This is a genomic window from Ensifer sp. NPDC090286, assembly GCF_044769565.1.
Classification (GTDB): domain Bacteria; phylum Pseudomonadota; class Alphaproteobacteria; order Rhizobiales; family Rhizobiaceae; genus Ensifer.
This window is the reverse complement of the sequence record NZ_JBIVYF010000001.1, coordinates 1,247,952-1,272,299: the sequence shown is the minus strand read 5'-3', so window position 1 is coordinate 1,272,299 and position 24,348 is coordinate 1,247,952. Positions and strand designations below refer to the sequence as shown.

Genomic DNA, 24,348 nt, shown 5'->3' with positions numbered 1-24,348 from the left:
AACTGGCGGCGGCTATGCAGATCGTGCCAAACTTGGCTAGCAGCGTTCAGCGCCGAGCCGGCGCTTCTGCCGGATGGCCAGCAGCGTCTGGCTCGGGTATTCGCCGAAAAGCGTGTGGTAGCGCGCCGACATGCGTCCGGGCTCGCGCATGCCACAGCGGTGTGCGATGCGCGATATCGTACCGATCGTGCCGGCCTCGGCGATGAGCGCGCGACGAACGCCATGCAGCCGCAATCGGGTTACGTAGGCAGCCGGCGTTTCCTCGAGCACATCAGTAAAAGCGCGAATAAGCGTGCGGCGCGATGTGCCGGCGGCTGCCGCGATCTGATCCAGCGGCAAGGGCTCAGCGAGGTTGGCGCAGATGTAGTTCCGCGCGCGAGCGACGATGCGTTCGTGACCCAGGCGGGGCAGGCGGCTTTCGGCAGCACCGTGTTCCACGCAATGTTTTAGCAGCGCCCGAAGCAGGGCTGGGCCGTTGCCGATGGCGCGGTCTGCGCGCGCGCGGCCGCCGCGGTGAAGGTGCACCAGATCCTCGTGCAAGGCGGCGAGGGCCGGGTCTACGCCTTGGCCCGGTATAAGCCTGGTCTCGGCCAGCATTCGCCGTCCGATTTGAAGCCCGTTTCGCGCAGCGGCCTGATGCAGGAGCTCTTCCGGGAGCGTCGCGGCAAGGTAGAACGATCCCACCGAGAGGACGGCGTCGAGCGTCCCACCCGGGCGGATAAGGGCGACGTCACCGGAGCCGGCGCGGTCGAGAAAGAGCCGCGAGCCAGGTGCGAAGGGCAGCCCCACGGCAAGCGTGACGGCATCGTCGGACAGCGTGCCTGTTAGCGCAATCTTGCTGGCGATCCGGCCGCTGCTGAAGATAATGCCGTTGCCTGCGGCAAAGGCGAGGCTCCCCTGCGGCGGCCCCGCCATCTGGGTCGCTTCCAGTCGCGCGCCGAAGACGGCGTTGCTTAGGTCCTCGATCCGCCGGATGTCGAACCGCTGCCACGTCAATTGGTCTCGGGCCGCCTCTGCCAAGGGAAATCGCCTCGCATTGAAAGAACGCTGAACATCGCCTTTGAACCCGGGCAGAGTAGGGGCTTGGCGCATGGGCTGGCTATGCGTTGCGTGCCAATTGTGTGCATCTTTCGTCTCGCCGCCGGTTGCTGGGATAGACAGATCTGAAAGGTCAAAGAGAGGCGGCTGAGCGACCCCTTGGGCTGACGGTGTCTATGCGTTCCGCGATCTTTCAGATCCGCTCTGCGCGTCTTAAGTCCTTGATTTGTCGCATGTCGTAGTCGCAAAACTGCCGCGAACCTTTGCGCGACAAGGTTTAATGGTGCGACTTTGCGGGTGGCACGATCGGCCTGCTCAGCGTATCGCTCGGCTTTTCTCCGAACAGTTCATGGTACCAGCTTGCCATGCGGCCAAGCTCGCTGATGCCCCATTGGTTGGCGATCAGCGCGATGGTGCAGGCGCGTTCCTCGTGGCTTGCAAGATCATGGCGGATGCGGTGCAGGCGCAGGCGCCGCACATAGCCTTGCGGCGTGTCGTCAAGAATGTCGGCGAAAGCGCGAAACAACGTGCGACGGGAGGTATAGGCGGCTCTGGCGATTTCGTCCGGCGCGATCGGCTGCTCCAGATGCTCGAAGATATAGGCGCGCGCTCGCGCAACGATCCGCGCGTGGCCCTGCGCACCGCCCTGCTGATTGCGACAAAAGGGTTCACGCGCGATGTGGTGGATGATCGTCCAGAGCAGGGCTTCGCCGACGCTTCCCTCTCCCGGCCAGGCGGCGGGACGGCCGCGGTGGATGCGCTCGAAGGCAAGCTTCAGCCGCTCGGTTGTCTCTGCCGGGAGGGGGCGGTGGTAGATGCCGGTGCCGCCAAGGACCGGCTTGTCGAGCACCAGCCCTTCACGCGCCGCAAGCTCTTCGAGCCGTTCGATGGTCAGCGTGGCGGTCGCGTAGAGCGAGCCAGGTGTGTAGAAGGCGTCGTGCTCGTCGCCGCCGTGGAAGACGCCGACGGATCCCGACCGCGTTTCGTCGAGCCAATGGCGCGTGCCGGCACCCATGCCAAGACCGACGCCGACGGTCAGATGGTCACCCGAGAGCGGGCCGTGAAGCGCCACCTGGCCGTGAATCAGCCCGCTGCTATACAGTATGCCGTCATGCTGGGTGAAGGCGAGGTTGCCGGAAAGCGGCGCCGACGACATCTGCGTCGCGTCGAGCCCGGCGCCGTAGACGCCGTCCTTCAGATCCTCGATCCGCGCAATCGGGATCGCGGTCCAGGCTTCCGGTTGATGCATCGCGACCATGATCCCTGCCACCCTTGGGAGTATGTGCCTGCCTCTTTGCCGAGGGACTGTGGCATGTGCCCGGAAGCTGTTCAACCCGAGCGCTCCCCCGCTGGTGCTACGTAACTGTAAATGAGGGCGTAACGGCGGTGCGGTGCAACGGGTCGTTTTTCGCTGGCGGATTGCGCCGCGCGTTGGTTGGCTCTAGTTTCCGGCGAAACTTGCGGGCAACGAACTCATGCGCATTCGACCTGCCGTTACCGGCGACCATCGAGCGCTTTCAGCCATCGACACGATTGCCGTGAGCGAGCCGAAGCGGCGCGACGAGATCGCTTCGTGGATCGATCAGGGGCAATGCCATCTGGTCGAGATCGACGGCGTGGTCGCTGCCTATGGCGTTTTCACCCGGCATTTCTTCGGGCACGCCTTCATCGAGATGCTGATGGTCGGCCCGGACCATCGCCGGCGCGGGCTTGGCGCGGCGCTGATTGCGTATTTCCAGGCGATGGCGGCGCGGGAAAAGCTCTTCAGTTCGACCAACCTGTCGAACCGGGCGATGCAGGCGCTTTTCGTGAAGTCCGGTTTCAAGCTGAGCGGCGCGATCGACAATCTCGACGAAAACGATCCGGAGGTCGTTTTCTACTGTGCGCCGCGGCCGGGCAAGGCGTGATCGTCAGCGGGAAGGCGCGGACAGTGCCCGCGACCTTCTGAGCTCAGCCCTTAGGCCGCCGCACCCAGCTCGGCGAGGTGGCCGGCGAGATCGGTGCCGCGGCCGGCGGCGTTGATCGTGTCGAAATATTCATGCCAGCCCGATTGGGCGATGCCGGCGACGAGGGCTTCTAGTGCGGTCGCGTCCGGGCAGCGCCAGACGGCGAAGAAGGTCTGCGATGCCGCATGCAGCTTAGACTGGTCGACCTTGCCGAAGGTGATGAGCTCGACGCCCAGCGCCGACAGGCCCGGCATGGCGGAGCCGATCGCGGCCAGGAACTGCTGGCGCCCCTGGCGGGGAAGGGCGAGCCACGCCGGCTTGGCGCTGTAAAGTTCGGTCAGGTAGTGAGGCATGGTCTGCTTTCTTGTTGTCAGTCTGAGGTTATCGAAGTCCGGGCGCTCTCAAGCGGTTCCGGAACTGGATTTCGTGGCGATGGAGCGCAGCGCGCGCTGGCAGATGCGCGCCGTCGCGGGGCCTGGGTTTTCGGCGGACCAGCGTGCCGTGAGCGCTTGAACCCACGCAGGCCGATCCTTGGCTGCATCGTTCAGCCAGTTGCCGACCGAATCCTGCACGTAAGGCGAAGGATCGGCACGCAACGGCTCGAGCACGGGCAGCGCGCGTTCGGGCTCCTTCTTCAGCGCTGGGATATGGGCGCACCAGACGCCGCGCGGGCGGATGGATTCGGAGGCGAAACGGCGGACGCGTTCGGATGGATCCGGCGTCCAGTCGGCCGCAAGCAAGGCGATCGCCTGATCCAGATTTGTGGCGAGATGCGGGCGAACGGCGATCCAGGCCCATTCGCGCACACCGAAATGACTATCGTCGGCGAGGGGCCGGATCGCGGCCAACCGCTCGGCGAGGGACATGTCAGCCGCGGCCGCGACCATGAAACAGGCCCAGCCACGCACCGTGTCCGAGGAATGATGCGCAAGCGTCTCGAAGGCGGAGGGGCCGAGGCGATCCGCGATCAGTCTTGCCGCAAGCGGCATGCGCCGGGAGATGCCGGCCGAGCCGGCTGCTTTCATTTCGGCCAGAGCGTCGCAGCCGATGCCGGGAATGATGCTCTCCATCAGCGCCGCAAAATCGACAGCCAGGCACTCGGTCAGGGTCGTCGCTTCCGCTCCGGCGTTCAGCTGCGCCAGGCGCTCGGCACCAATGGCGCTGACGCCGCGTTCCTTGGTCCTGCTCCCGCTCACGTCTGTGTTTCCGGCGTGTTCCTGGGCTTGGCGCCGGCCTCGAGATTGCGCCAGATGCGCTGAAGCAGCGTGTGGAACGTCTGGTGTTCCTCGGCGCTGAAGCCGGCAAAGAGCGAAGCGATCCAGGCGCTGTGTTCACCGAGCAGATCGCCGGCAGTCTTGCGGCCGGTTTCGGTGAGCACGACCGCGATCTTGCGTCGGTCATTGAGGCCGGAGCGGCGCTCGACGAAGCCGTCGCGCTCCAGCCCGTCCAGCAGCCCGGTGATGGTGGCGCGCGTCACGCCGGCGCGATCGGCAAGCTCGTGCGGCGACAGGCCCTCGGGTTGATCGTTGAGCAGGAAGAGAATAACGAACTTGCCTTCCGAAAGCCGGTGGGGCGCCAGTCTTGCGGCGCAGTCCCGGTCGATCGCGCCCGACAGCGCCAGCAGTTCGAAGCAGGCGCGCATGTTGCCTGTTTCGGCGACTGCCCGACGCTCGGCTTCCTGCAGCAGGGCCCGGTGTTTTTGTTCCAGCATTGTCATAAGGCGACATATAATAAGGCGCCTAACTTTAGTCAACGGCTTCTTGCTAGTTGGCTGTGGATGGGGCGGCAGACTTGCCCTAACGCCCGATCATCCGCTCCTGCATTTCTTCGCCGACGAAGCAATTGTAGCCCTCGCCGAACCGGGCGGGGCGCACGACGGCGGGCGACAGGCGGCTTATCTCCAGGCCGGAGATTTCTGTGACCAGCTTGCGAAGGATGGCGCGGGCGAACTCGCTGCTATCGGTTACCTTCACCAGAAAGGCGCCGTCGCCGCCGATCACGCATTCGCGGTAATAGGCGTCGAGGTCGGGGATTGCGGCGGAGTCCCGGGCGGCGTGCGTCTCCAGCATGATCGGCAGGCCGTCGATGGTGATGCCGCGGGCAACGGTGGAGTTGCGGGCGACGGGGGCGGGCACGCCCGAATTGTTGGGACCGTCGCCAGAGATGTCGATGACGCGGCGGCTGCCCTGGAAGGGGCTGTAGTCGAACAGGCGCCGGGTGAAGGCCAGCGTGTTGGAGATCGAGGTGAAGGCGATGCGGCGGATCGGCTGGCGCCGTAGCAGCTCGGAATATTGCGCCGCGGTGCCGCGGCCGTCGATCAGCGTCCACGGCGTGATCTGCACCGCCGAGCCGCCCCATTCGACATAGGTGACGGCGATGCGGCCGAAGGGGCCGTTCTCGATCGCCTCGATGAGGGCGGGCTCCAGAAAGGCGGCGACATAACCCTGCCGCTGCAGCCGCTGCTCATCGAGTTCCATGGAATAGGAGACGTCGACGGCGAGCACGAGTTCGAGATCGACCCTCAGCGGCTCGGCGGAGGCGCTTCCGCAGACCAGGCAGGCGCAGGCAAGAAGAACCGATCCGTGCTTCATGGCAGCCGATACCGAAGGCGAGCGGGATATCCATGCTACGCCCAAACCGGTTGCGTGCAATGCGAGGTACTGTCGATGGATCAACGCCGACCGGGCGCCCTGCGGTCAGGCAGCAGGCCGCCAGTCTCTGGTCGGGTCAGCCGCGCAGCTTCGGCAAGAGCGGGTCCAGCGCTTCGATCAACGGTCCGGGTGACACCGGCTCGCCGCCGTCCTCCCAGACATCCTGAAACTCGGCGATTTCCAGCCCGACGACCTTGCTCTTGGCAAGAACCATGCAGGCCGCGTGCAGGTCATCGAGCGACAGGCCGTCCTCGTGCTGGTAGTCGGTGGGCACGATGCCGGGGTTCAGCACGTCACAGTCGAGGTGGATGTAGACCGGCCGGCCGGCGACGGCCTCCGTCAGCTTTTGCGGGAGATCAGTGCCGGGGCGGATATGCGGGATGCGCTTCGCCGCGATCAGTTCGGCTTCGAAGGGATCGAGGTCGCGCTGGCCGACGAGCACGATATTTTCGATTGCGAGCCCATCACCGAGGCCGGACTGCCAGAGGCCGCAGGGGCCTGACAGCGCCAGCCCGCCGAGATAGCCGGTGCTGCTGGCCTCGGGCGTGTTCAGGTCGCCATGGGCGTCGAACCAGACGACGACCGCATCCGCGTGGTGCCTGGCGACGGCGGGCAGCGTTGCCAGCGAGACGGCGCAACGGCTGGTCGCGGCCAGCGAGACCGAGCCTTCGGTGTAGACCGTTTCGAACCGATCACGCATGCGCCGGAGCGTCGGCATCGCGGCCTCGAGCTCGACCGTCCAGTGGCCGTTCAGCGCCGGTTCCGGCTCGCCGATCGTGACGGTTTCGAGGTCGAGCTTTCGGGCGAGATGGGCGGCAACGGACTTCGCGCCGGGAATGCCGAGGTCGTTGTGATCGCCGGCGCGACCCTGGAAGCAGGTGAGGGCAAGGGGCATTGGTGGCGGCTCCGGTTCGCGTTCGCAGCGAACGAAGCACGGACGCCGACGATTTGGCAAGGCCGGGAGCCGAACGGCGCAAAGCGGTTGCGTCCGTTCGGTTCCCGTCAGGCCACTGCGGTGCGCCGGCCAGTGCCGGTCGCTTAACCGAACACCAGCGAGCGGTGCAGTTGCGCGCCGGCCCAGGCGCCGTCGCCGATGGCAAGCGACACGGAATGGGGCACGCGGCCGACGTCGCCGCAGGCATAGGCGCCGGGAATGGTGGTTTCCTTGGCGGCCGTGGCCCGGATCTGCAGGCCCATCGGTGTCTCCTCGATCGCGCAGCCGAAGCGTTCGGCGATGTCGCTTGCGGGCGTGGTGCGGGTGGCGACGAAGAGGCCTGCGAAGGGCAGGCGGCGGCCATCCGCCAGCACCACGTCGGCATGGCTCTCTAGGCGCGCGACCGGGGTCTCGTCGATGGTGACGCCGCGCCGGATGAGGTCGGCACGGCCTTCGGTGTCGAGCGTGATCGCACCATTGGTGAAGAAGGTGACCTTGCCCCATTCGGGGATGAGCTGGGCCTGGTGGATCGACATCGGGCTTGCGGCGATGACGGCGATCTGGCCCTCGTTCAACTCGTAGCCGTGGCAATAGGGGCAATGGAAGGCGCTCTTGCCCCATCGTTCGGTCAGCCCCTCGATGTCCGGCAGGCCGTCCTTGACGCCAGTCGCAAAGAGCAGGCGCCGGCCTTCGAGGGCGGCGCCGTCGGCTGTGGTGACGACGAAACCGTCGATCTTGCCGCTTGCGGTCACGGCGCGGCCGTCGATCCAGGTGAGGGTGGGATAGGCGCGCAACTGCTTGCGGGCGGTCGCCGCGATCTCGCCGGGGTCGATGCCGTCCTGGCCGAGGAAGCCGTGGGAGTGGCTGGCGAAACGGTTGCGGCGAATGCCCTCGTCGATGATCGTCACGCGGCGGCGGGCGCGCAGAAGCTGAAGGGCGGCGGCCATGCCGGCATAGCTGCCGCCGATGATGATGACGTCCTGTTGCATGGGGATAGTCCTTTCGGTTGGGCGCAGGCCAGCCCACCGGTTTCTTCAACCAGTGTCTCGACCCGGGCTTTGGGCAATAGGGTTCCGGCCGGAAAACCGCTTATGCGGTTCCGGGGCGGCCGGATGTGTCGGGATCGATCACGTCAGGACGGATCGATCGGCTGCTGTCATTGCGATCGGAGCCGGTGCCGCCGGGCAAAATCGTCGGCGAGGTCGGCAAGGGTTACGTGGGCGAAACGCTCGAGCAGCAGCGCCTCGGCCTCGGCAAAGGCGGTGTCGAGGGCGGCGTTGACCGCCTGCTCCACAAGGCATTCCGGCATTTCCTGCCGGTTGCCGATGGCAAAGATCGCGGGCTCGCCGAGTGTTTCATGCAATTGCCGAAGCGTAACGGTCTTCAGGTCCGCGGTGATCGCCCAGCCGCCGGCATGGCCGCGGGCGGAGGAAACGATGCCGGCATCGCGCAGGAAAGCCATGGTGCGACGAACGACCACCGGATTGGTGCGCATGCACATGGCAAGCTCGTCCGAGGTCAAGGGTTCGCCGCGCTCGGCCATGTGCAGGAGCGCGTGCAGGACGGAGGAAAGGCGGCTGTCTTTTTTCATGTAACTTCAATTATTACGAATCGAAGTGTGATGCAAGAGGGCGTGGTGGGCGGTCGGTCCGGCCGTCGATTGGGAGCCGGCTCGCGATTGCAAGTCACGGGGTGTGCAAGCCATCTCCGCAGCCTTCATTCCCGTGCCTGTCACAGGAATCCAGCCAGCCCAAGTCTTTGGGTCGAAAAGACTCTTTCGCACCGCAGGCGCAGCGCTGCCTCATCCCCGTGACACAGGGATGAGGCGATATCCGCCACCCTGACTAGGACGCCAGGTGAATGGCGCCGTAGGGATTGTATTTGAACTCGTCCTCGCCGTAGGCGTCGATGGGCAGCAATCTGGCGCCGCGGCGCTTGAGCACCTGATCGACGCCGTCGGTGACGACCTCGTCGGCAACGGTGTCGATCAACGCGCTCAGGGCCAGTTCGTCGTCGGAGAGGGTTTTCGGCGCGTAGACTTCGGGTATGCCGACCAGGTGGAAGCCGACGCTGTAGAGATGTTCGTCCGTGCCGATCGGCCGCTTGGCAAAGGCGAGGCGGCAGGGGCGGGCAAGCGCCGCGCCGGCCTGGCCGTCTGCCTCACGTGCCAGCGCTTTCCATCTATCGACGCCGTGGGCGACGCCGGCGCTCTCGCCCTTGGCGGCGACGATGCCGTTATCGAGGGTGTGGGCGACCAGCCGAAGCGCGATGGCTGAATTCTGGACGGCATCCTCCGCCGTCATCGGCGGGCCGAGCACATAGATGACCGAGCGATGGTCGCCGACGGCCTCTTCATCCGCTTCGCTCCAGGCGCCCTTGTGGACGCGATCCCGGCAGACCTCGAAGGACATAGACATGCGGTCGTCGGGCGCGTCCTCGGAAAAGGTGTCATCGATCTCGAAGCCCGGCGCGAAACTATCGATCGCCGACTGGATGGTTTCACAAAGCTTAGAGAAGGGCGTCTGCCCGCCGAGCAGGCAGAGCACGTGACGTGGCTTGACTTCGGAAAAACTCATGGCCGCTCCCCAGTGGTCTGGAGCGAAGCTGTCGCAGACACCACCGCAAGATGCAAGCGGTCAGTGGATGGCTTTCCTAAACGTGCGTTTGGCTTTGCCCCCGTGCGACGATGACAATGCCGGCGAGCGAGACGACGAGGCCGGCGGCCATCGCCCAGGAGAGGGGCTCGCCGAACATGATAAAGGCCCAGATCATCGTCACCGGCGGGCTCAAATAAAGGATGGCGGTGACGCGGGCGGGCGAGGATTTTTTGAGCGCGAGATAATAGAGGCTCCAGGCGCCGAAAGTGGCGACGAAGACCAGCCAGAGGATGCCGCCGACAAAGCCCGGATCGAGCACCGGCAGCACGCTGCCCTCGTGCCAGGCAAAGAGCGCGAAGACGGCGGATGCCGAAAGGCACTGGATGCAGAGGCTCTGATGCACCGGCATGGCGCCCGCCGCGCTGCGCTTCTGCAGCAGTGTCGCCAGCGCCAGCGACAGGGTGCCGAGAACCGGCAGGCCATAGGCCCAGAGCGGCACGTTGCCGATATCGAGCGACCAGCCGGACGCGATCAGGACACCGGTGAGGCCGATGAAGGAGCCGAGCCACTGGCGGGCGGTGAGCGCCTGGCCGAGGACCGGCCAGGAGAGAATGGCGACGGCAAGCGGCAGCATGTCGGTGATTAGCGCCACGAGGCCCGTCGGCACGCCATGGGAGATCGCCAGCGCAAAGCCCGCGAGATAGCCGGACATGGCAAGCGCGCCGAAGAGCATCTGCGGCATGGCGTCCTTCACGCGGATCTTCGGCCCGATCGTCAGGGCGAAGGGCAGGAGGATGAGGCCGGAGACGAGGCTGCGCCAGAGAAGGATCAGGAACAGCGGCGCGTGGTCGATGGCAAAGCGGATGCCGACGAAACCGGCGCTCCAGGAGACGACAAGCGCTGCCTCGAGCAGGATCAGGATCAAGACCGCCCACACACGGTTTGGACGGCGGGAGGGCAGCGCAGCGACGTCGCTCATGGCAAGGGTCCGGCGTCAGCGGGTGGAAAGGGCCGCATCGATCGCGGCATCGGATGACCTGGTTCGGCGGCGCCGGCCCGGCATCGGCAGGGTGAGGATGAAGAGCGAGCCGACGATCAGCCCGATGCCGACCCAGCCCTCGGCTGGCAGGCGCTCGCCGACGATGACGACGGCAAGGACGGCGGCGATGACCGGTTCGAGCAGCGACAGCGTCGTCGCCATGGTGGCCGACACGCGGGCGAGGCCATAGGCAAAGAGCACGTAGGCGACCAGCACCGGCACAAGCGCCATGTAGATGCCGACGGCGATGTTGGTCGTGGAGGCGAGCAGCGGTGCGCCGGTAAAGGCGAGCACCGGCAGGAGCGCCATGCCGCCGAGGCCGAAGATCGAGCCCATCGCGGCGCGCGGCGGAATGCCCGCCTGCATCAACCGCCGTGCCACCCAGGAATAGAGCGCGTAGAGCAGGCCGGAGACGAGGCCGAGCAGGATGCCGTAGAGCACAGCCGTCGGGTCGGCGGCACCGCCGCTGCCGTGACTTTCCGAGAAGGTGAGAAGCACGGCGCCGCCAAGGCCGGCGGCCGCACCCAGAAGCCAGCGAGTGGTCAGCTTCTGACCGTCGAAGAAACGCTCGATCAGCGAGGCTGCGAGCGGGGCCGAGCCGATGGAAATGACGGTGCCGATGGCGACGCCGGCCAGGTGCATGGAGGAATAGAAGGCGAGCGGATAGATCGCGACCGAGAGCGAGCCGAGCAACAGCATCGGCCACTGCACAGTAAGCTTTGCCCGGCTTTTCACGATCGAGCGCAGCGCCGTCAGCGCGAGCAGCAGGCCGCCAAGGCCCATGGCGACGGCGCCGATGCCGAGCGGGCTGACACCTGAAGCAAGGGTAGCGGTGGTGCCGGTCGTGCCCCAAAGGGCGGAGGCGGTCAGCACGCAGGCGAAGCCGACGAAACTTGCGGAGGTCCTGGAGGTCATAGCTGGTCCATGATCGAGATGGCGATCCGGCGCGCGGTCTTCAGCCGGGCGTCATGACCGTCGAGGCCGGCGCGCGACATGGCGCCTTCGAGCAGGAAGGAGAGGTGCTCCGCCGTCTCGTCGATGGCGGCACCGGCGTCGGGCCTCATCTCCCGGAGATACTGCTTGAACAGCGTTTCGACCTCGTCCTTCTGCGAAGCGACGATGTCGCGGGCGGGATCGCCGACGGAGAGTTCGGCTGCGGCATTCAAGAGCCCGCAGCCGCGAAAGCCCCAGGAATAGGCCATTTCGGCATGGTCGACATAGCTGTCGAAGATCGCCAGCACCCGGTCGCGCGGCGTTGCCGCGTGGGCCAGGCGCTCACGGTAAAGGTCCTGCCATTCCCGGTGGCGCGCCTCGATATAGGCGTTCACCAGATCCGTCTTGGACGAGAAGTTGTTGTAGAGGCTCATCTTGGCGACGCCCGCATGCGCGGTGATCGCATCGATGCCCGTGGCGCCGACTCCGTCCCGATAGAAGAGTTCGGCTGCCGCCTTCAGCAAGCGCTCGCGCGCCGGTGCTTTCTCGCTCATGGCTTTCTCCTGCAATTATGTAGACCGATCTACCTAATTGCAGGATTTGTCAAGCCTGCGCCCGACATGAAGCGCTGCGCGCAAGGGAGCGATTGACGCCAGCGCTTGCGCCGCAGCGATCGAAAACCGGCATTCTGTAATGAAAATGGGTCAATTGCGGGCGATGAACCGCTCGCGCATTGTTTATCCGGAGGCAGTCCGGGGAGGGGCGAAATGGAGACCTTGGAAGTACTTGCCAATGTGGCGGAAATAGTGGCTGCGGGCGCAACGGTCGCTATTTCCTGGTTCATCTTCGACTACACCAGGAAAAGGGAGATTTTCGAATCCAGCGCTCAGATCCAGACAGAGTGGCAGATTCACAATCAGATCATCATGTCCGACAATTATCTTCTCGAGATGGAAGCAGACATGCATCCGTTCGGGGAAATCTCCTCAGAGCAGACGAAGCGGATGTATTCCTATTTCCTGAAGCTCAATCTCGCTTTCAACAGTTGGTCCGGAAGCGCGCTTCACGTCGACGAGAAGCTGGCCACGTCCACCGTGAACAACACCATCAATATTCTTTATTCGGACCGCGAGTTCATCAAGTCTCATGTGTTTCCGAGGGGATATCCACGAAGCTTCACGCGGATGATCGAAGACAAGTGGACGGAGATGGAAACCGGCGGAGGCAAGCCTCTGCCGATGGTGTGAGCGGGTGTCGGCCTTGACCACAGGCACTCGCCCTGTCAGGCGTGCCTCATGTCATGATAGCGCGACCAGTGACGGCGATGAGACGGTCATGCTCCGCCCGCGGGACGGTTCAATACTGACGGCGGCGTGGCGCTCGCCGAGCGGATGATCGCACACTTTGGAGAACGTTAGGCGTTGTCGTGCGCATCCGGCGGAGTTGGCGCTCCGCACCGCGCGTTTCCGACGATACGCGATCGTAACTGTTACGTTCTTTCCCATTTAGCGGCGGCTTTTTAAGCTCTCTCCCATCGCTCGACATCGATCGCTTCTTGGAGCGTCGCAGAGAGCAGTTATGGTTGGAGCAGCTGAAATGATAACAATGGCGATGCGGTCCGCGCTTTTCGGGATTGCCGTTCTGGTGACGGGTACCACGGCTCTTGCCGACAGCTTCAAGATGACGACCGACATACCCGAGGAGATCCTGACGCCCGGCAGCGTCGACACGCGCATCGGCACGTTGACCTTCGACGACGGCGTGCCGACCGCGGAGACGGCGAGCAAGGTCTGGGACCAGCTCGACTTCAGCCGCGGCATCGAGGCGTTTCTGAACGGCATTCCCGGCGCGTCGATGGTGGCGATCCGCACCGGACTTCGCGAGGTCGGCGCCGTCGGCAGCACGATCGGCGTCTTCGAGACGCTGATGGATTCCAAATCGCTCTACCTGACACCGAACTCCGAGACGGTCTATTTCTGGAACTGGATGGACCTGAAAGACGGCCCGGTCGTCGTCGAAAGCCCACCGGGAATCCTCGGCGTCGTCGATGATTTCTGGTTCCGCTACGTGACCGACCTCGGCAATGCCGGGCCGGACAAGGGCAAGGGCGGCAAGTATCTCTTCGTGCCGCCGGGCTGGAAGGGCGAGAAGCCCGAGGGCTATTTCGTCTTCGAAAGCCCGACCTACGGCAACTTGCTTTTCGGCCGCGCCTTCATGAAGGACGGCGATCCGGCCCCGGGTGTCGCGAGCCTGAAGAAGAACCTGCGGGTCTATCCCTATGAGAAGAAGGACCAGCCGCCGGAGACCACCTTCATCAATCTCTCGGGCAAGGCGATGAACACGGTTCACGCCAACAACATGAAGTTCTTCGAGGAGGTCAACCAGATCATCCAGGAGGAGCCGGCCGGCGCCTATGGGCCTGATATGACCGGCATTTATACGGCGATCGGCATGGAGAAGGGCAAGCCCTTCAAGCCCGATCAGCGCATGGAGAAGATCCTGACCGACGCGGTTGCCGTCGGCAACGCGACGGCGCGCGCCATCGATTTCCGCCCGCGCGATCCGGCGGTGCTGATCTATCCCGACCGCAAATGGACGACGCCCTTCATCGGCGGCAGCTACGAATGGCTGAAGGACGGCGGGCGCAATTTCGATGCGCGCACCCTGTTCTTCTATGCCGCGACGATCAACACGCCGGCGATGGCGGTCGCCATGCCCGGCATCGGCTCGCAATATGCGGCGACCAATTTCGACAAGGACGGCAAGCCCTTCGACGGCGCCAAGACCTACCGGCTGCACGTGCCCGCCAATGCGCCGGCCAAGGACTTCTGGTCGGTGGTGGTCTACGACACCCAGACCCGCTCCATGCTGCAGACGGACCAGCAGTTTCCGAGCCTTTCCAGCGAAAAGAACCTGAAGCAGAATGCCGACGGCTCGACCGACATCATCTTCTCGCCGACGAAGCCGGCCGACAATCCGAACTGGATCCAGACGATCCCGGGCAAAAGCTGGTTCACCATCTTCCGGCTCTATGGCCCGTTGACGCCCTGGTTCGACCAGTCGTGGAAGCTCGAGGATTTCGTCGAGGTCAAGTGACCCGGCGCGCCAACCCGCAATAGGAGAAAACAGATGCTCCGCGTTTCGCTCACGGCCCTTGCGCTCGTTGCCGGAACCATCAGCCTTTCGGCCCAGGACCTTTCACCCGAAAACCTCGAAAAGCGCGCGATCGAGCGCCGGGCGGTGGAAGCGGTGATCTGGGCGATGCCGGCGGTCAATGCCGACCTGATGTTGCAAGCGATGCTTTCGACCACCAAGGCCAAGGTCAACGAGATCGTCTACTGGTCGAAGCCGGTGAACTGGAAGAACCAGACGCTGACGCCCAACCCGGATTCGATCTACTTCATGTCGTTCTGGAACGTGAAGGACGGGCCCATCGTCATCGAGATCCCGCCGGCCGAAGGCGGGTCGATCGCCGGCAACATCGTCAACGCCTGGCAGATGCCGCTCGAAGATGCGGGGCCCGAAGGGGCAGACGAGGGCAAGGGCGGCAAATACCTGATCCTGCCGCCTGATTATATGGGCGAGGTGCCGGAGGGCTACATTCCGCTGCGCTCCGATACCTTCACCGGCTTTGCGCTGCTGCGCTCCAACCTCAAGAGCCACGATGTGGCCGATGTCGAAAAGTCGGTCGCCTATGGCAAGAAGATCAAGATCTACCCGATGCCGGTGACCGACAACCCGCCGGCGACGGTTTTCACCGATGCCTATGACGTGCTGTTCGACGCCACCATTCGCTATGATGCGAGCTTCTTCGAGAACCTCAATCGCGTCGTGCAGACCGAGCCCTGGCTCAACCGCGACCGGGTGATGATCGACCAGCTGAAGACGCTCGGTATCGAGAAGGGCAAGCCCTACCAGCCGAAACCCGAGACCAGGGCGATCCTCGACGCATCGGCCCGCGAGGCGCACGCGATCCTGTCGCAGCGTTACGACCAGGGTTTCCCGGTCATCAACGAGGGCATCCGCTGGTTCCCGGCGGCGATGGCCGACATGGTGAAGGCGGCGCAGGGCGGCTACGACGATCCCGATGCCTATCCGGTGGATGCGCGCGGCGTAACCTACACGCTCGGCTTTACCGGCATCAAGCGCATCGGCACTGCACAGTTCTACCTGATGGCCAACAAGGACAAGGACGGCAATGCCTTCGACGGGGCCGCCAACTACAAGCTCGTCGTGCCGAAGGATGCGCCGGTCAAGCAATACTGGTCGGTGACGGTCTACGACCGCGAGACGCATGCGCTGGTGCGCAACCTGGACAAGGCCAGCGTCGCCTCGATCGGCAAGGGCGTCGCGAAGAACGCCGACGGCTCGGTGGATGTCTATTTCGGCGCCCAGGCGCCCGCTGGCAAGGAAGCCAATTGGGTTCCGGTCGATCCCAAGGGGAAATTCGAGCTGCTCTTCCGGCTCTACGGGCCGGAAAAGCCGCTGTTTGAAAAGACCTGGAAACTGCCTGATGTCGAGAAGTTGCCGTGACCGATAGGGGCGGGGCGGCAACGGCCGCCGCGCGAATGTCTTCGCTGCCGAAAAGCACTCCCAGACGAACCGATTTGGAGACGAGCCTGATGCAATGCAAACCCAAGAGCCTGTTCATCCTTGCCGCCCTGGCCTCCGTGAGCCTCATTCACACGCTGCCGGCGCTGGCGAACGGCACGTCCGGCTACACCTTCGAGCAGGGCTACCCGACGGCCGAAACCAGCGCGAAGGCCTATGACGATGCCGACCTGCAGCGGGCGATGACCGCCTATCGCTTCTGGTATCCGACCGTTTCCGTCGAGGGCATCTTCAACGGCAACCGCTCGATCGGAATCAACGACAACGAAGCGATGGGGGCGGCGGCGGCCGGCCCGCGCCAGGTGGGCTTCACGCTCAACTCCGACACGCCCTATGGTTCGGCGACGATCGACGTTTCCAAGGGTCCCATGGTGATCGAGCTGCCGCCGGGCGCCTATATCGGCCTCGTCAACGACCACAACCAGGGCTGGGTGCAGGACATGGGCATTCCCGGCCCAGACGCCGGCAAGGGCGGCAAGCACCTGATCGTCGGGCCGGACTACAAGGATGCCATCCCCGAAGGCTATCTCGTCGGCCATACGCCGACCTACAAGAACCTGCTCGCCGTGCGCGCGCTGCCCGTCGGCGGCGACCAGGCCAAGGCGCTGGAAGCGCTGAAGGCGGTCAGGATTTATCCGCTCGCTGAAGCGGCCAATCCCAAGCCGATCAAGGTGGTCGACACGACGGAAATGGCGATGGATAGCACCTCGCTCAAATGGGAGGACAATATCCAGTTCTGGCAGAAGCTGAACGAGATCATCCAGCAGGAGCCGATCGTCGAAAAATACCTGCCGATGTACGGGCTGCTCTCCGCGCTCGGCATCGAGAGGGGCAAGGATTTCAAGCCCGACGAACGCATGACGGCGATCCTCGAAAAGGCGGCGCGCGACGGTCGCGACCAGCTGCTCGTCTCCGCCTTCGACAGCGATCGGCCGGACCGGCTCGCCTGGCCGGACCGCAAGTGGGAATGGGTGGGGCTGGTGCCCGGCAGCGCCCAGTTCGAGACGCCTGCCGGTGTCGACCTCGAAGCCCGCGACCGCTGGTTCGCCCAGGCGATCGTGACCTCACCGGCGATGTTCCGCCGCACGGCCGGCGCCGGCTCGCTCTACTGGCTGGCGGCGCGCGACGGCACCGGCACCTATCTCGACGGCGGCAAGACCTACAAGCTCTCCATTCCGCAGCCGGTTCCCGGTAAGCTCTTCTGGTCGGTGACGGCCTATGACGCCCAGACCCGCTCGGAGGTGCAGACCGATCAGGACAAGGCAGCGCTGCGCTCGCTTTTCGAACTGAAGGACGTCAAGGGAACCGAGCCGGTCGATCTCTATTTCGGCCCGGAGGCGCCAAAGGATAGCGACAACCGCTGGATCAAGACCGTGCCCGGCCGCGGCTGGTTTGCCTATATCCGCATCTACGGACCCGATGGCCCGGCCTTCGACGGCAGCTGGAAGCCGGCGGATTTCGAAGAGGTGAAGTAGGGCCATCATGGCGACAGGGAGCCGCTTTTGGGCGGCCCTTTCGCTGGGCCCGCCGTTGCCGGTTGAAATCCCACATTCCTGCCTTCTTATATATAGAGTTGACGTTGGAGAGATGTGCGGGAGCGGCAATATGTGCGGACGCGTCTATCTGAAGACCAATCTCGAGGGGCTGCTGCGCGCCTTTGGCTTTGCCGAGCGTGGCAGCATCGAAGGGATTGCCAACCAGTTTCCGCGCTATAACGGTGCGCCGACGCTGATCTATCCGATCATCATCCGCGACGTGATCCGCGATCCCGATCTCTTCGGCCCGGTTTTCGTTTCGGCGCGCTGGGGGCTGATCCCGAGCTGGACGAAGGACCCTGGGGCGGGCAGGCCGCTGGTCAATGTGCGCTCCGACACGATCGCGACGAAATTCCGCTCGTCCTATCAACGCCGCCGCTGCCTGGTGCCGATCGACGGCTTTTTCGAGTGGAAGGACATTCACGGCACCGGCAAGGACAAGCAGCCCTACGCGATCGCCATGAAGACGGGCGAGCCCTTCTGCCTCGCCGGCATCTGGGAGAGCTGGCGCAACCCTGCAACCGACGAGGACATCCGCACCTTCGCGATCGTCACCACCGACGCCAACGCGATGATGGCCGACATCCACGACCGCATGCCTGTCATCCTCAACCCCGACGATTACGAGCGCTGGCTCTCGCCCGAGCCGGAAGCGCCCGACCTGATGAAGCCGTTTCCGCCTGAGCTGATGATCATGTGGAAGATCGGCAGCAAGGTCGGTTCGCCGAAGAACGATACGCCTGACATTCTGGATCCGGTGGATTGAGGGCGACACGGCATCACGAAGGGTGGCGTCAGCACCTTCATGGACTTTCTCTTGTTCCCGCTGGGGAAACGCGTTGACGCCATGATGGGAACGGGTGAGAAACGAGGGACCGAAACTTGAGGTAGCGTAATGTCGCGAAAGATTGCCGTCATCGTCTGCGTTCTGATTGCCGGCATGTCTCTGGGAAGCTGCGCGCGGAACTCCTGCCGGGATTGGCCGGGAACCTGCATCATCCAGTGATGATGGGTGCCATCGCCGGAGCCGGAGTGGACGGCATCTTTGAACGCCGGTTCGAACGACAGCGATCGATAGCCACAAGTTTTCAAGGAAGGCCAGCTCTTGATCTATCTTCTGCGCCACGGCGAAACCGTCTGGAATACGCTCGGTCGGTTCCAGGGGCAGCTGGATTCGCCGCTGACGAGGCTTGGCGTCGCGCAGGCGGACGCCGTCGCCCACCTCCTGAGCGCCGAGATCGGTGAAGATGTGCAGTCGTTCGAGATGCATGTCAGCCCGCTCGGACGGACCCGCGAAACCGCTGAAAGGGTTCAGCGGGTGCTGCCGCTGGCGAGCCGCCAGGATGCGCGGTTGATGGAGGTTTCGGTCGGCTCGTGGGATGGCATGACCAAGTTCGAGATCGACATGGAGTATCCGGGTCGGCTCGACGGTTCCGATGTCTTCGACTGGTATTTCCGCTCGCCGGATGGGGAGAGCTTCGATGCCGCCTGCGCCCGGGCGAAAAGCTGGCTTGCGGATATCCGGCGGCCGACGGTCGCGATTTCCCATGGGCTGTTCGGCCGGCTGCTGCGCGGCGTCTATGCCGACCTCTCCCGGCGGGAAATGCTGGAACTGCCGGTGCCGCAGGATGGGTTCTATCGTCTCAGTGACGGGGCGTTCAACCTCGTCACCGTATCGACCGGCCGGCAGCTGGAGTCCGCCACCGTTCCCGCAATAGCTGCGCCCCCGGGCGGCGATGCGTTGGCGGCCGTTCTCAGAGATTCCGCGCGAAAATCTGGCCGGTGAGATCCTTGCCGAAGCTGTGGTGCTGTTCTTCCTCGATCAGCGCGAAGCCGGCTTTCTCGTAGATGTGGCGGGCGGCATCGAGGCCGGCATTGGTCCAGAGAATCATCCTGATATAGCCGAGAAGACGGGCGTGGCGCATGCATTCCTCGACCAGCCGCCGACCGATGCCGAGGCCCCGGGCGCTCGGCTCGACATAGAGCAGGCGCAGCTTCGCCGTCGTCTCGTCATGGCGGACGAGAAACACCGAGCCGACGACCTTGCCGTCTTTTTCGGCGATCCAGCAGCGGTCCGACTTCGCATCGTAGTCGTGCATGTATTTGACGACGATCTCGGCGACCAGCGCCTCGAACGCGGTGGTCCAACCATATTCCTCAGCATAGAGGGCGCCCTGGCGGTGGATCACCCAGCCCATGTCGCCCGGCTGCGGTTCACGCAGGATGAAGCCCGGCGTGCGCTCGTCGGCAAGCAGGCTCTCGATCTCGCCCATGGCGCCCACCAGTTGCCGTTGTTCCGGCACCGACAGTTTTTGCAGCATGGCGACCACTTCGCGCTGCGACGCATCCTCCAGCGGCTGGAAGATCGCGCGGCCCGCATCCGTCAGCGTGAGCTGCGTGACCCGGCCGTCGTCCGGCGAACGGCTCTTTTCGATCAGCCCCTTCTTCTCGAAGCCGGCAATGACGCGGCTCAGATACCCGGCGTCGAGGCCGAGTTCGCGGCAGAGGTCGCTCGCGGTCAGACCGGAGCGATGCGCGAGCTCATAGAGAATGCGAACCTCCGTCAGCGAATAGGCGCTGGCAAGCAGGTGCTCGTGCAGCAACCCCATCAGGCGGGTGTAAAAGCGGTTGAAGCGCCGCACCGTCTGGGCGCGGTCGTCGATGTGCTGAGGAGACATGGGATGTCCTTATGAATTTGCTTTGATCATGTAATTAGTTGCCTAAGGCAAGTATTGTCAAGTCGCAATGCGCTGAGGCCTACTGGATGGCCGGCCGCCGAGAGTCGGCGCGTATGGACCCCTTTCAGTTTGCATTTGCTAATTTAGGTAGGAGATCGTTTCGTGCTGCGATAATATCGGATCGGACATCTCCTTGGTCCGGAAGACCGGAACGGGCCGCTTTTCAACGTGTTGGCAAGCCCATGGAGCAGAGATTAGCTGCAGTGCTGGCGGCCGATATGGCCGGCTACTCCAGGCTGATGGAGGCCGATGAAGCGGGCACGCTTGCGCGGCTTCGCACCCACCGCATCGAGCTCATCGACCCGGCGATCGCCAAGAACAAGGGCCGGCTGATCAAGACCACCGGCGACGGGCTGCTGGTGGAATTCCAGAGCGTGACCGATGCGGTCAAATGCGCGGTCGAGATCCAGCAGCGCATGAAAAGGCGGAACTCCGACGTGCCGGAGGACCGGCGGATCGAGTTTCGCATCGGCATCAATCTCGGCGACATCATCTTCGAGGACGACGACATCTTCGGCGACGGCGTCAACATCGCCGCGCGCGCCGAGCAACTGGCCGAAGTCGGCGGCATCTGCGTGACGGCGGCGGTGGCAACGCAGGTGGCCGACCGGCTGGAACTGCCGATCGACGATCTCGGCGAAAAGACGCTGAAGAACATCAGCCGCCCGGTGCGCCTCTATCGCATCGGGCTCGAAAGCCTCGGGCTTTCAAGTTCCATGGGGGACGGCGAGGCGAAAACCGGCGTCTGCAAGCCGACGATCGTGGTGCTGCCCTTCGACAATATGAGCGGCGATCCGGACCAGGAGTTCTTCGCCGACGGGCTGACCGAGGACATCATCACCGAGCTTTCGCGGCGGCACGAGCTCTTCGTCATCTCGCGCAACTCCTCCTTCGTCTACAAGAACCAGTCGGTAAACGTGCGCGAGGTGGCCGCCAGCCTCGGGGCGCAATATCTGGTGGAAGGCAGCGTGCGCAAGATCGGCGAGCGGGTGCGCGTCACCGTGCAGCTCATCGACGCGGTCAACGACGCCCATATCTGGGCCGACAAATACGACCGGCAGCTGGACGACATCTTCGCCATTCAGGACGAGGTGACGGCGGCGATCGCCGCGACCGTGCCCGGCCGGCTGGAGGCCGCCCAGCGCGACCAGCTTTCGCGCACCAAGCCGGCCAACATGGCGGCTTACGAATGCGCGCTCGCCGCCAAGGTGCTGCACCACCGCAGCAGCGCCGAGGACAACAGGCAGGCGCAGGCGCTGATCGACCGGGCCGTTTCGCTCGATCCCGGCTATGCCCACGCCCATGCCTGGCGCGCCTGCATCCTCGGGCAATCCTGGGTCTATGGCTGGTGTGCCGACAAGGAGGCGACCTGGGCCGAAGTCAATGCCGAGCTCGAACGGGCGCTTGCGCTCGACGACAACGACGCCGACGTGCATCGCATCCTTGCCGCCGTCAACGTCAACACCAACGCGCTGACGACGGCGCGCTATCACCAGGAGCGGGCGCTGTTCCTCAACCCCAATTACGACCTCGTCGTGGTGCAGCAGGGCGAGTTGCTCACCTGGCTTGGCCGGCCGGAGGAGGGGGCGGAATGGATCCTGAAGGCGATGCGCCTCAACCCCCATCATCCCGAGCGCTTCTGGAGCCACCTCGGCAAGGCTCACTTTGCTGCGCGCCGATATGGCGAGGCGATCGAGGCCTTCATGCACCTGACCTCGATGGACGAAACCCAGCACGCCTTCGTCGCCGCCTGCCACGGCTGGCGCGGCGATGCGATCGCGGCGGGCGCGCATATCGCCAAGGTCAGGGCGCTGTGTCCATCGTTTGACGTCGAGGCGCTTCTGGCAACGATGCATTATGCGCAGGAGGCGGACACCGAGCACCTGCGCGAGGGGCTCAAGAAGGCGGGGGCGGGGTGACGGCCGGTCCGCGCGCGGTAAAACAAGGCAACAGGCAGCCGCGAGGACTTCGACACCTTCGGGAGAGGTGGTCATGGAAGCAGTTCGCGCAGAACGTCGGCTGGTCGCCATTCTTGCCGTCGACATCGTTGGCTATTCGCGATTGATCGAAGCCGACGAGGCGAGCACGCTGGCCGCCATCAGGACGTGGCGATCCGAAATTTTCGATCCGCTTCTGAACGATTATCACGGGCGCATCGTCAAGCTCATGGGCGACGGTGCGATCGTGGAATTCGGCTCCGTGGTCGACGCCGTCTCGTGTGCGGTCGCGTCGCAGAGCAAGCTCGCCGCCCGTCAGGCGGACGTGCCTGCCGAGCATCGGCTTTTGCTGCGCATGGGCATCAATCTTGGCGATGTCGTCGTCGAAGGGGAGGACCTGCTCGGCGACGGCGTCAATGTTGCCGCCCGGCTGGAGCAGATGTGCGAGCCGGGAGGCTTGTTCGTATCGGGTACTGCTTTCGACCATTTGCAGGGCAAGTTCGAATTGCCGCTGGAGTTTATCGGCGAGCAGCACGTGAAGAACATCCAGCGGCCCGTGCGCGTCTACCGGGTGGAGTTTCAGGGAAATGCCCGGCCGCGCCGCCTCCACCGCCAGCGTATGCCTGGCTGGGGACTGGTAGCCGCCTTGGCCGCCCCTGTCTTGCTTGGACTTGCCGTGGCATGGATCGTTCTGGAGCGTGAGCGTGCCGATACCGCACCCGTTGGTCAGCGGGCCCTTTCATTGCCGGAAACACCGTCGATCGCGGTCCTGCCCTTCGAGAACCTCAGCTCCGACGCGGCGCAGAACTACTTCGCCGACGGAATGACCGACGACCTGATCACCGAGCTCTCGAAACTGTCGGGCATCTTCGTGATCGCGCGCAATTCGACCTTCACCTACAAGGGCAAGCCGACCAAGGCGCAGCAGGTGGCCGAGGAACTGGGCGTTCACTACATCCTCGAGGGCAGCGTGCGTCGAGAGGGGAGCCATGTCCGGGTCAATGCCCAGCTGATCGACGCGATCGACGGGCACCATCTGTGGGCCGAGCGCTACGATGGCGAAATGAGCAGCGTTTTCGGCCTGCAGGACAGGGTGATCGGCCAGATCGTCTCGACGCTTTCGATCAAGCTGACGAAGGCCGAAAAGAGCGTCGCGGCGGTGCCGGAAACGACCAATCCGCAGGCCTACGATACCCTGCTCAAGGGGTGGGAACACCTTCGTCGCGACAGCGAAGCGGAAACGGTCGCGGCCACCGATTTCTTCCAGAAGGCGATCGTGCTCGATCCGGGCTACAGTCGCGCCTATGCGTCGCTGGCGGCCGCGAACTGGCGTTCGAGCATCCTGTCCTGGGATTTTTACCGACGCGAGACCGCCTCGAAGAACCTGTTCAGAAATCTGGAAAAGGCGATGGAGAAGCCGACGCCGCTCGCCTACGCGATATCGGCGCAGGTGCTTGCGCAGCAGGGGCGCTATGGCGAGGCATTCGCCGCCATCGACCGGGCGCTGACGCTTGCGCCGAACGACCCTGACAACCATGTCGGCATGGCGCGCATCCTCAACGCGACGGGGCGTGCAAGCGAGGCGGAACAGGAGGCGCGCCTGGCGATGCGGTTTGATCCGCATCCGCCGCGGGCAACGCTGCGCATGCTCGCCATTGCGCTGTTTTCGCAAGGAAGAGACCAGGAAGCCGCCGATGCCTTCGAGCGGCTCATCGAGGAAAAGCCCGACCTTCTGGCGGACTATGCAACGCTGGTCGCGAGTTACGCCCATCTCGGACGCACGGGTGGCATTCCGCGGCTGATCGATCAATACAACAGGCTCGCCACGTCCGCCCTTATCGATTCGCTCACCGTTCAGGAAAGCGCTTTCGATTGGTATGGCAGCGCATTCGGCTACCACAGGCCCTATATCGCCCACCTGCAGGAGGGCCTGCGCAAGGCCGGATTGCCCGAGGGGGCGGGCACCGATCTTGCGCTGGACGACTATGTGAAGCTGATGACGCTGACGAAAGGCGAAATGAGCGTCGAGCGAACCATCAAGGTCGATGTGGCCGAGGCAAAGGCGCTGCTTGCACGCGGCGTGCCCTTCATCGATGTGCGGGCGCCGCTCAGCTACGACAGCGGCCATCTGCCCAAGGCCATCAACCTGTCGCTCGTCACCGGCCTGTCCAAAGAAAGCCTCGCAAGGGTGGCTGAAAAGGACGACGAGGTCGTCTTCTACTGCCAGGGCCGATATTGCGCCCAGGCCGCCTATGCCTGCGCCAAAGCGATCGCCTGGGGCTACACCCACGTCTATTATTTCGCTGGCGGATTTCTCGAATGGAACGACGAGGGCTATCCGCTGGTGATCGAGGTCGGCAAGCAGTAAGCGGCCGATGCGTCGGGCGCT

Annotated in this window: 23 protein-coding genes; 9 read left to right on the top strand and 14 right to left on the bottom strand. The window is 64.3% G+C overall.

The genetic code is table 11. The features are described from left to right. Positions 1 to 36: 36 nt before the first annotated feature. Together ACIQUG_RS06340 and ACIQUG_RS06335 are read right to left on the bottom strand one after the other, a co-directional pair. On the bottom strand, positions 37 to 996 hold the full coding sequence (locus ACIQUG_RS06340; RefSeq protein ID WP_402318689.1) for a helix-turn-helix domain-containing protein: 960 nt from the start codon (positions 994 to 996) through the stop codon (positions 37 to 39). 319 nt (positions 997 to 1,315) lie between these two features. Next, positions 1,316 to 2,296, bottom strand: coding sequence for a helix-turn-helix domain-containing protein (locus tag ACIQUG_RS06335; protein ID WP_402318686.1), 981 nt, complete (start codon positions 2,294 to 2,296; stop codon positions 1,316 to 1,318). A gap of 217 nt (positions 2,297 to 2,513) precedes the next feature. On the opposite strand from ACIQUG_RS06335, the gene ACIQUG_RS06330 reads away from it, so the two are divergent. Continuing rightward, positions 2,514 to 2,945 (top strand): GNAT family N-acetyltransferase, encoded by a 432-nt coding sequence (locus ACIQUG_RS06330; protein ID WP_402318683.1) that lies wholly within the window; start codon positions 2,514 to 2,516, stop codon positions 2,943 to 2,945. Between the two features lie 50 nt (positions 2,946 to 2,995). Here the strand turns inward: ACIQUG_RS06330 and ACIQUG_RS06325 are convergent, their stop codons facing one another. From ACIQUG_RS06325 to ACIQUG_RS06275, 11 genes are all read right to left on the bottom strand, one after another. Then, positions 2,996 to 3,337, bottom strand: coding sequence for a DUF6616 family protein (locus ACIQUG_RS06325; RefSeq protein WP_034793040.1), 342 nt, complete (start codon positions 3,335 to 3,337; stop codon positions 2,996 to 2,998). Between the two features lie 48 nt (positions 3,338 to 3,385). Continuing rightward, positions 3,386 to 4,180: a DNA alkylation repair protein gene (locus ACIQUG_RS06320; RefSeq protein ID WP_402318678.1), complete on the bottom strand. Its 795-nt coding sequence runs from the start codon at positions 4,178 to 4,180 to the stop codon at positions 3,386 to 3,388. Further along, the gene (locus ACIQUG_RS06315; RefSeq protein ID WP_402318675.1) at positions 4,177 to 4,701 is read right to left on the bottom strand and encodes a MarR family winged helix-turn-helix transcriptional regulator; all 525 of its coding nucleotides are present in this window, start codon (positions 4,699 to 4,701) and stop codon (positions 4,177 to 4,179) included. The genes ACIQUG_RS06320 and ACIQUG_RS06315 overlap by 4 nt, the downstream gene beginning before the upstream one ends. A gap of 79 nt (positions 4,702 to 4,780) precedes the next feature. Beyond that, positions 4,781 to 5,575 carry a DUF1194 domain-containing protein gene (locus ACIQUG_RS06310; RefSeq protein ID WP_402318672.1) on the bottom strand — a complete coding sequence of 265 codons (795 nt, stop codon included), beginning with the start codon at positions 5,573 to 5,575 and terminating at the stop codon, positions 4,781 to 4,783. Between the two features lie 136 nt (positions 5,576 to 5,711). Continuing rightward, complete coding sequence (locus ACIQUG_RS06305; RefSeq protein ID WP_402318669.1) at positions 5,712 to 6,530, bottom strand: arginase family protein; 819 nt, start codon at positions 6,528 to 6,530, stop codon at positions 5,712 to 5,714. Positions 6,531 to 6,673: 143 nt separating this feature from the next. Continuing rightward, entirely contained in the window at positions 6,674 to 7,558 is an 885-nt protein-coding gene (locus tag ACIQUG_RS06300; RefSeq protein ID WP_402318666.1) for an NAD(P)/FAD-dependent oxidoreductase, read from the bottom strand. Positions 7,559 to 7,725: 167 nt separating this feature from the next. Beyond that, on the bottom strand, positions 7,726 to 8,160 hold the full coding sequence (locus tag ACIQUG_RS06295; protein WP_402318664.1) for an Rrf2 family transcriptional regulator: 435 nt from the start codon (positions 8,158 to 8,160) through the stop codon (positions 7,726 to 7,728). A gap of 253 nt (positions 8,161 to 8,413) precedes the next feature. Then, positions 8,414 to 9,145, bottom strand: coding sequence for a hypothetical protein (locus ACIQUG_RS06290; RefSeq protein ID WP_402318662.1), 732 nt, complete (start codon positions 9,143 to 9,145; stop codon positions 8,414 to 8,416). A gap of 76 nt (positions 9,146 to 9,221) precedes the next feature. After that, positions 9,222 to 10,145 carry a DMT family transporter gene (locus ACIQUG_RS06285; RefSeq protein ID WP_402318659.1) on the bottom strand — a complete coding sequence of 308 codons (924 nt, stop codon included), beginning with the start codon at positions 10,143 to 10,145 and terminating at the stop codon, positions 9,222 to 9,224. A gap of 15 nt (positions 10,146 to 10,160) precedes the next feature. Beyond that, the gene (locus ACIQUG_RS06280; RefSeq protein WP_402318657.1) at positions 10,161 to 11,120 is read right to left on the bottom strand and encodes a DMT family transporter; all 960 of its coding nucleotides are present in this window, start codon (positions 11,118 to 11,120) and stop codon (positions 10,161 to 10,163) included. Then, the gene (locus ACIQUG_RS06275; RefSeq protein WP_402318654.1) at positions 11,117 to 11,692 is read right to left on the bottom strand and encodes a TetR/AcrR family transcriptional regulator; all 576 of its coding nucleotides are present in this window, start codon (positions 11,690 to 11,692) and stop codon (positions 11,117 to 11,119) included. The genes ACIQUG_RS06280 and ACIQUG_RS06275 overlap by 4 nt, the downstream gene beginning before the upstream one ends. Positions 11,693 to 11,905: 213 nt before the next feature. On the opposite strand from ACIQUG_RS06275, the gene ACIQUG_RS06270 reads away from it, so the two are divergent. The 6 genes from ACIQUG_RS06270 (at position 11,906) to ACIQUG_RS06245 (ending at position 19,070) form a co-directional block, all read left to right on the top strand. Next, the gene (locus tag ACIQUG_RS06270; RefSeq protein WP_402318651.1) at positions 11,906 to 12,385 is read left to right on the top strand and encodes a hypothetical protein; all 480 of its coding nucleotides are present in this window, start codon (positions 11,906 to 11,908) and stop codon (positions 12,383 to 12,385) included. A 358-nt stretch (positions 12,386 to 12,743) separates the two neighbouring features. Next, the gene (locus ACIQUG_RS06265) at positions 12,744 to 14,234 is read left to right on the top strand and encodes a DUF1254 domain-containing protein (RefSeq protein ID WP_402318648.1); all 1,491 of its coding nucleotides are present in this window, start codon (positions 12,744 to 12,746) and stop codon (positions 14,232 to 14,234) included. Between the two features lie 33 nt (positions 14,235 to 14,267). Further along, the gene (locus ACIQUG_RS06260) at positions 14,268 to 15,671 is read left to right on the top strand and encodes a DUF1254 domain-containing protein (protein WP_402318646.1); all 1,404 of its coding nucleotides are present in this window, start codon (positions 14,268 to 14,270) and stop codon (positions 15,669 to 15,671) included. Between the two features lie 89 nt (positions 15,672 to 15,760). Further along, on the top strand, positions 15,761 to 17,224 hold the full coding sequence (locus ACIQUG_RS06255) for a DUF1254 domain-containing protein (protein WP_402318643.1): 1,464 nt from the start codon (positions 15,761 to 15,763) through the stop codon (positions 17,222 to 17,224). A 130-nt stretch (positions 17,225 to 17,354) separates the two neighbouring features. Next, positions 17,355 to 18,050, top strand: a complete 696-nt coding sequence (locus tag ACIQUG_RS06250; protein ID WP_402318640.1) for an SOS response-associated peptidase — start codon at positions 17,355 to 17,357, stop codon at positions 18,048 to 18,050. 339 nt (positions 18,051 to 18,389) lie between these two features. After that, positions 18,390 to 19,070 carry a histidine phosphatase family protein gene (locus tag ACIQUG_RS06245; RefSeq protein ID WP_402318637.1) on the top strand — a complete coding sequence of 227 codons (681 nt, stop codon included), beginning with the start codon at positions 18,390 to 18,392 and terminating at the stop codon, positions 19,068 to 19,070. On the opposite strand, the gene ACIQUG_RS06240 is transcribed toward ACIQUG_RS06245, so the two are convergent. After that, positions 19,039 to 19,962, bottom strand: coding sequence for a GNAT family N-acetyltransferase (locus ACIQUG_RS06240; RefSeq protein WP_402318634.1), 924 nt, complete (start codon positions 19,960 to 19,962; stop codon positions 19,039 to 19,041). The two genes, ACIQUG_RS06245 and ACIQUG_RS06240, sit on opposite strands and share 32 nt — an antisense overlap. Before the next feature lie 242 nt (positions 19,963 to 20,204). Here ACIQUG_RS06240 and ACIQUG_RS06235 point away from each other — a divergent pair, with 242 nt between their 5' ends. Beyond that, the gene (locus ACIQUG_RS06235) at positions 20,205 to 21,941 is read left to right on the top strand and encodes an adenylate/guanylate cyclase domain-containing protein (RefSeq protein ID WP_402318631.1); all 1,737 of its coding nucleotides are present in this window, start codon (positions 20,205 to 20,207) and stop codon (positions 21,939 to 21,941) included. Between the two features lie 73 nt (positions 21,942 to 22,014). Next, positions 22,015 to 24,327, top strand: coding sequence for a rhodanese-like domain-containing protein (locus ACIQUG_RS06230; protein ID WP_402318628.1), 2,313 nt, complete (start codon positions 22,015 to 22,017; stop codon positions 24,325 to 24,327). Positions 24,328 to 24,348 lie beyond the last annotated feature (21 nt).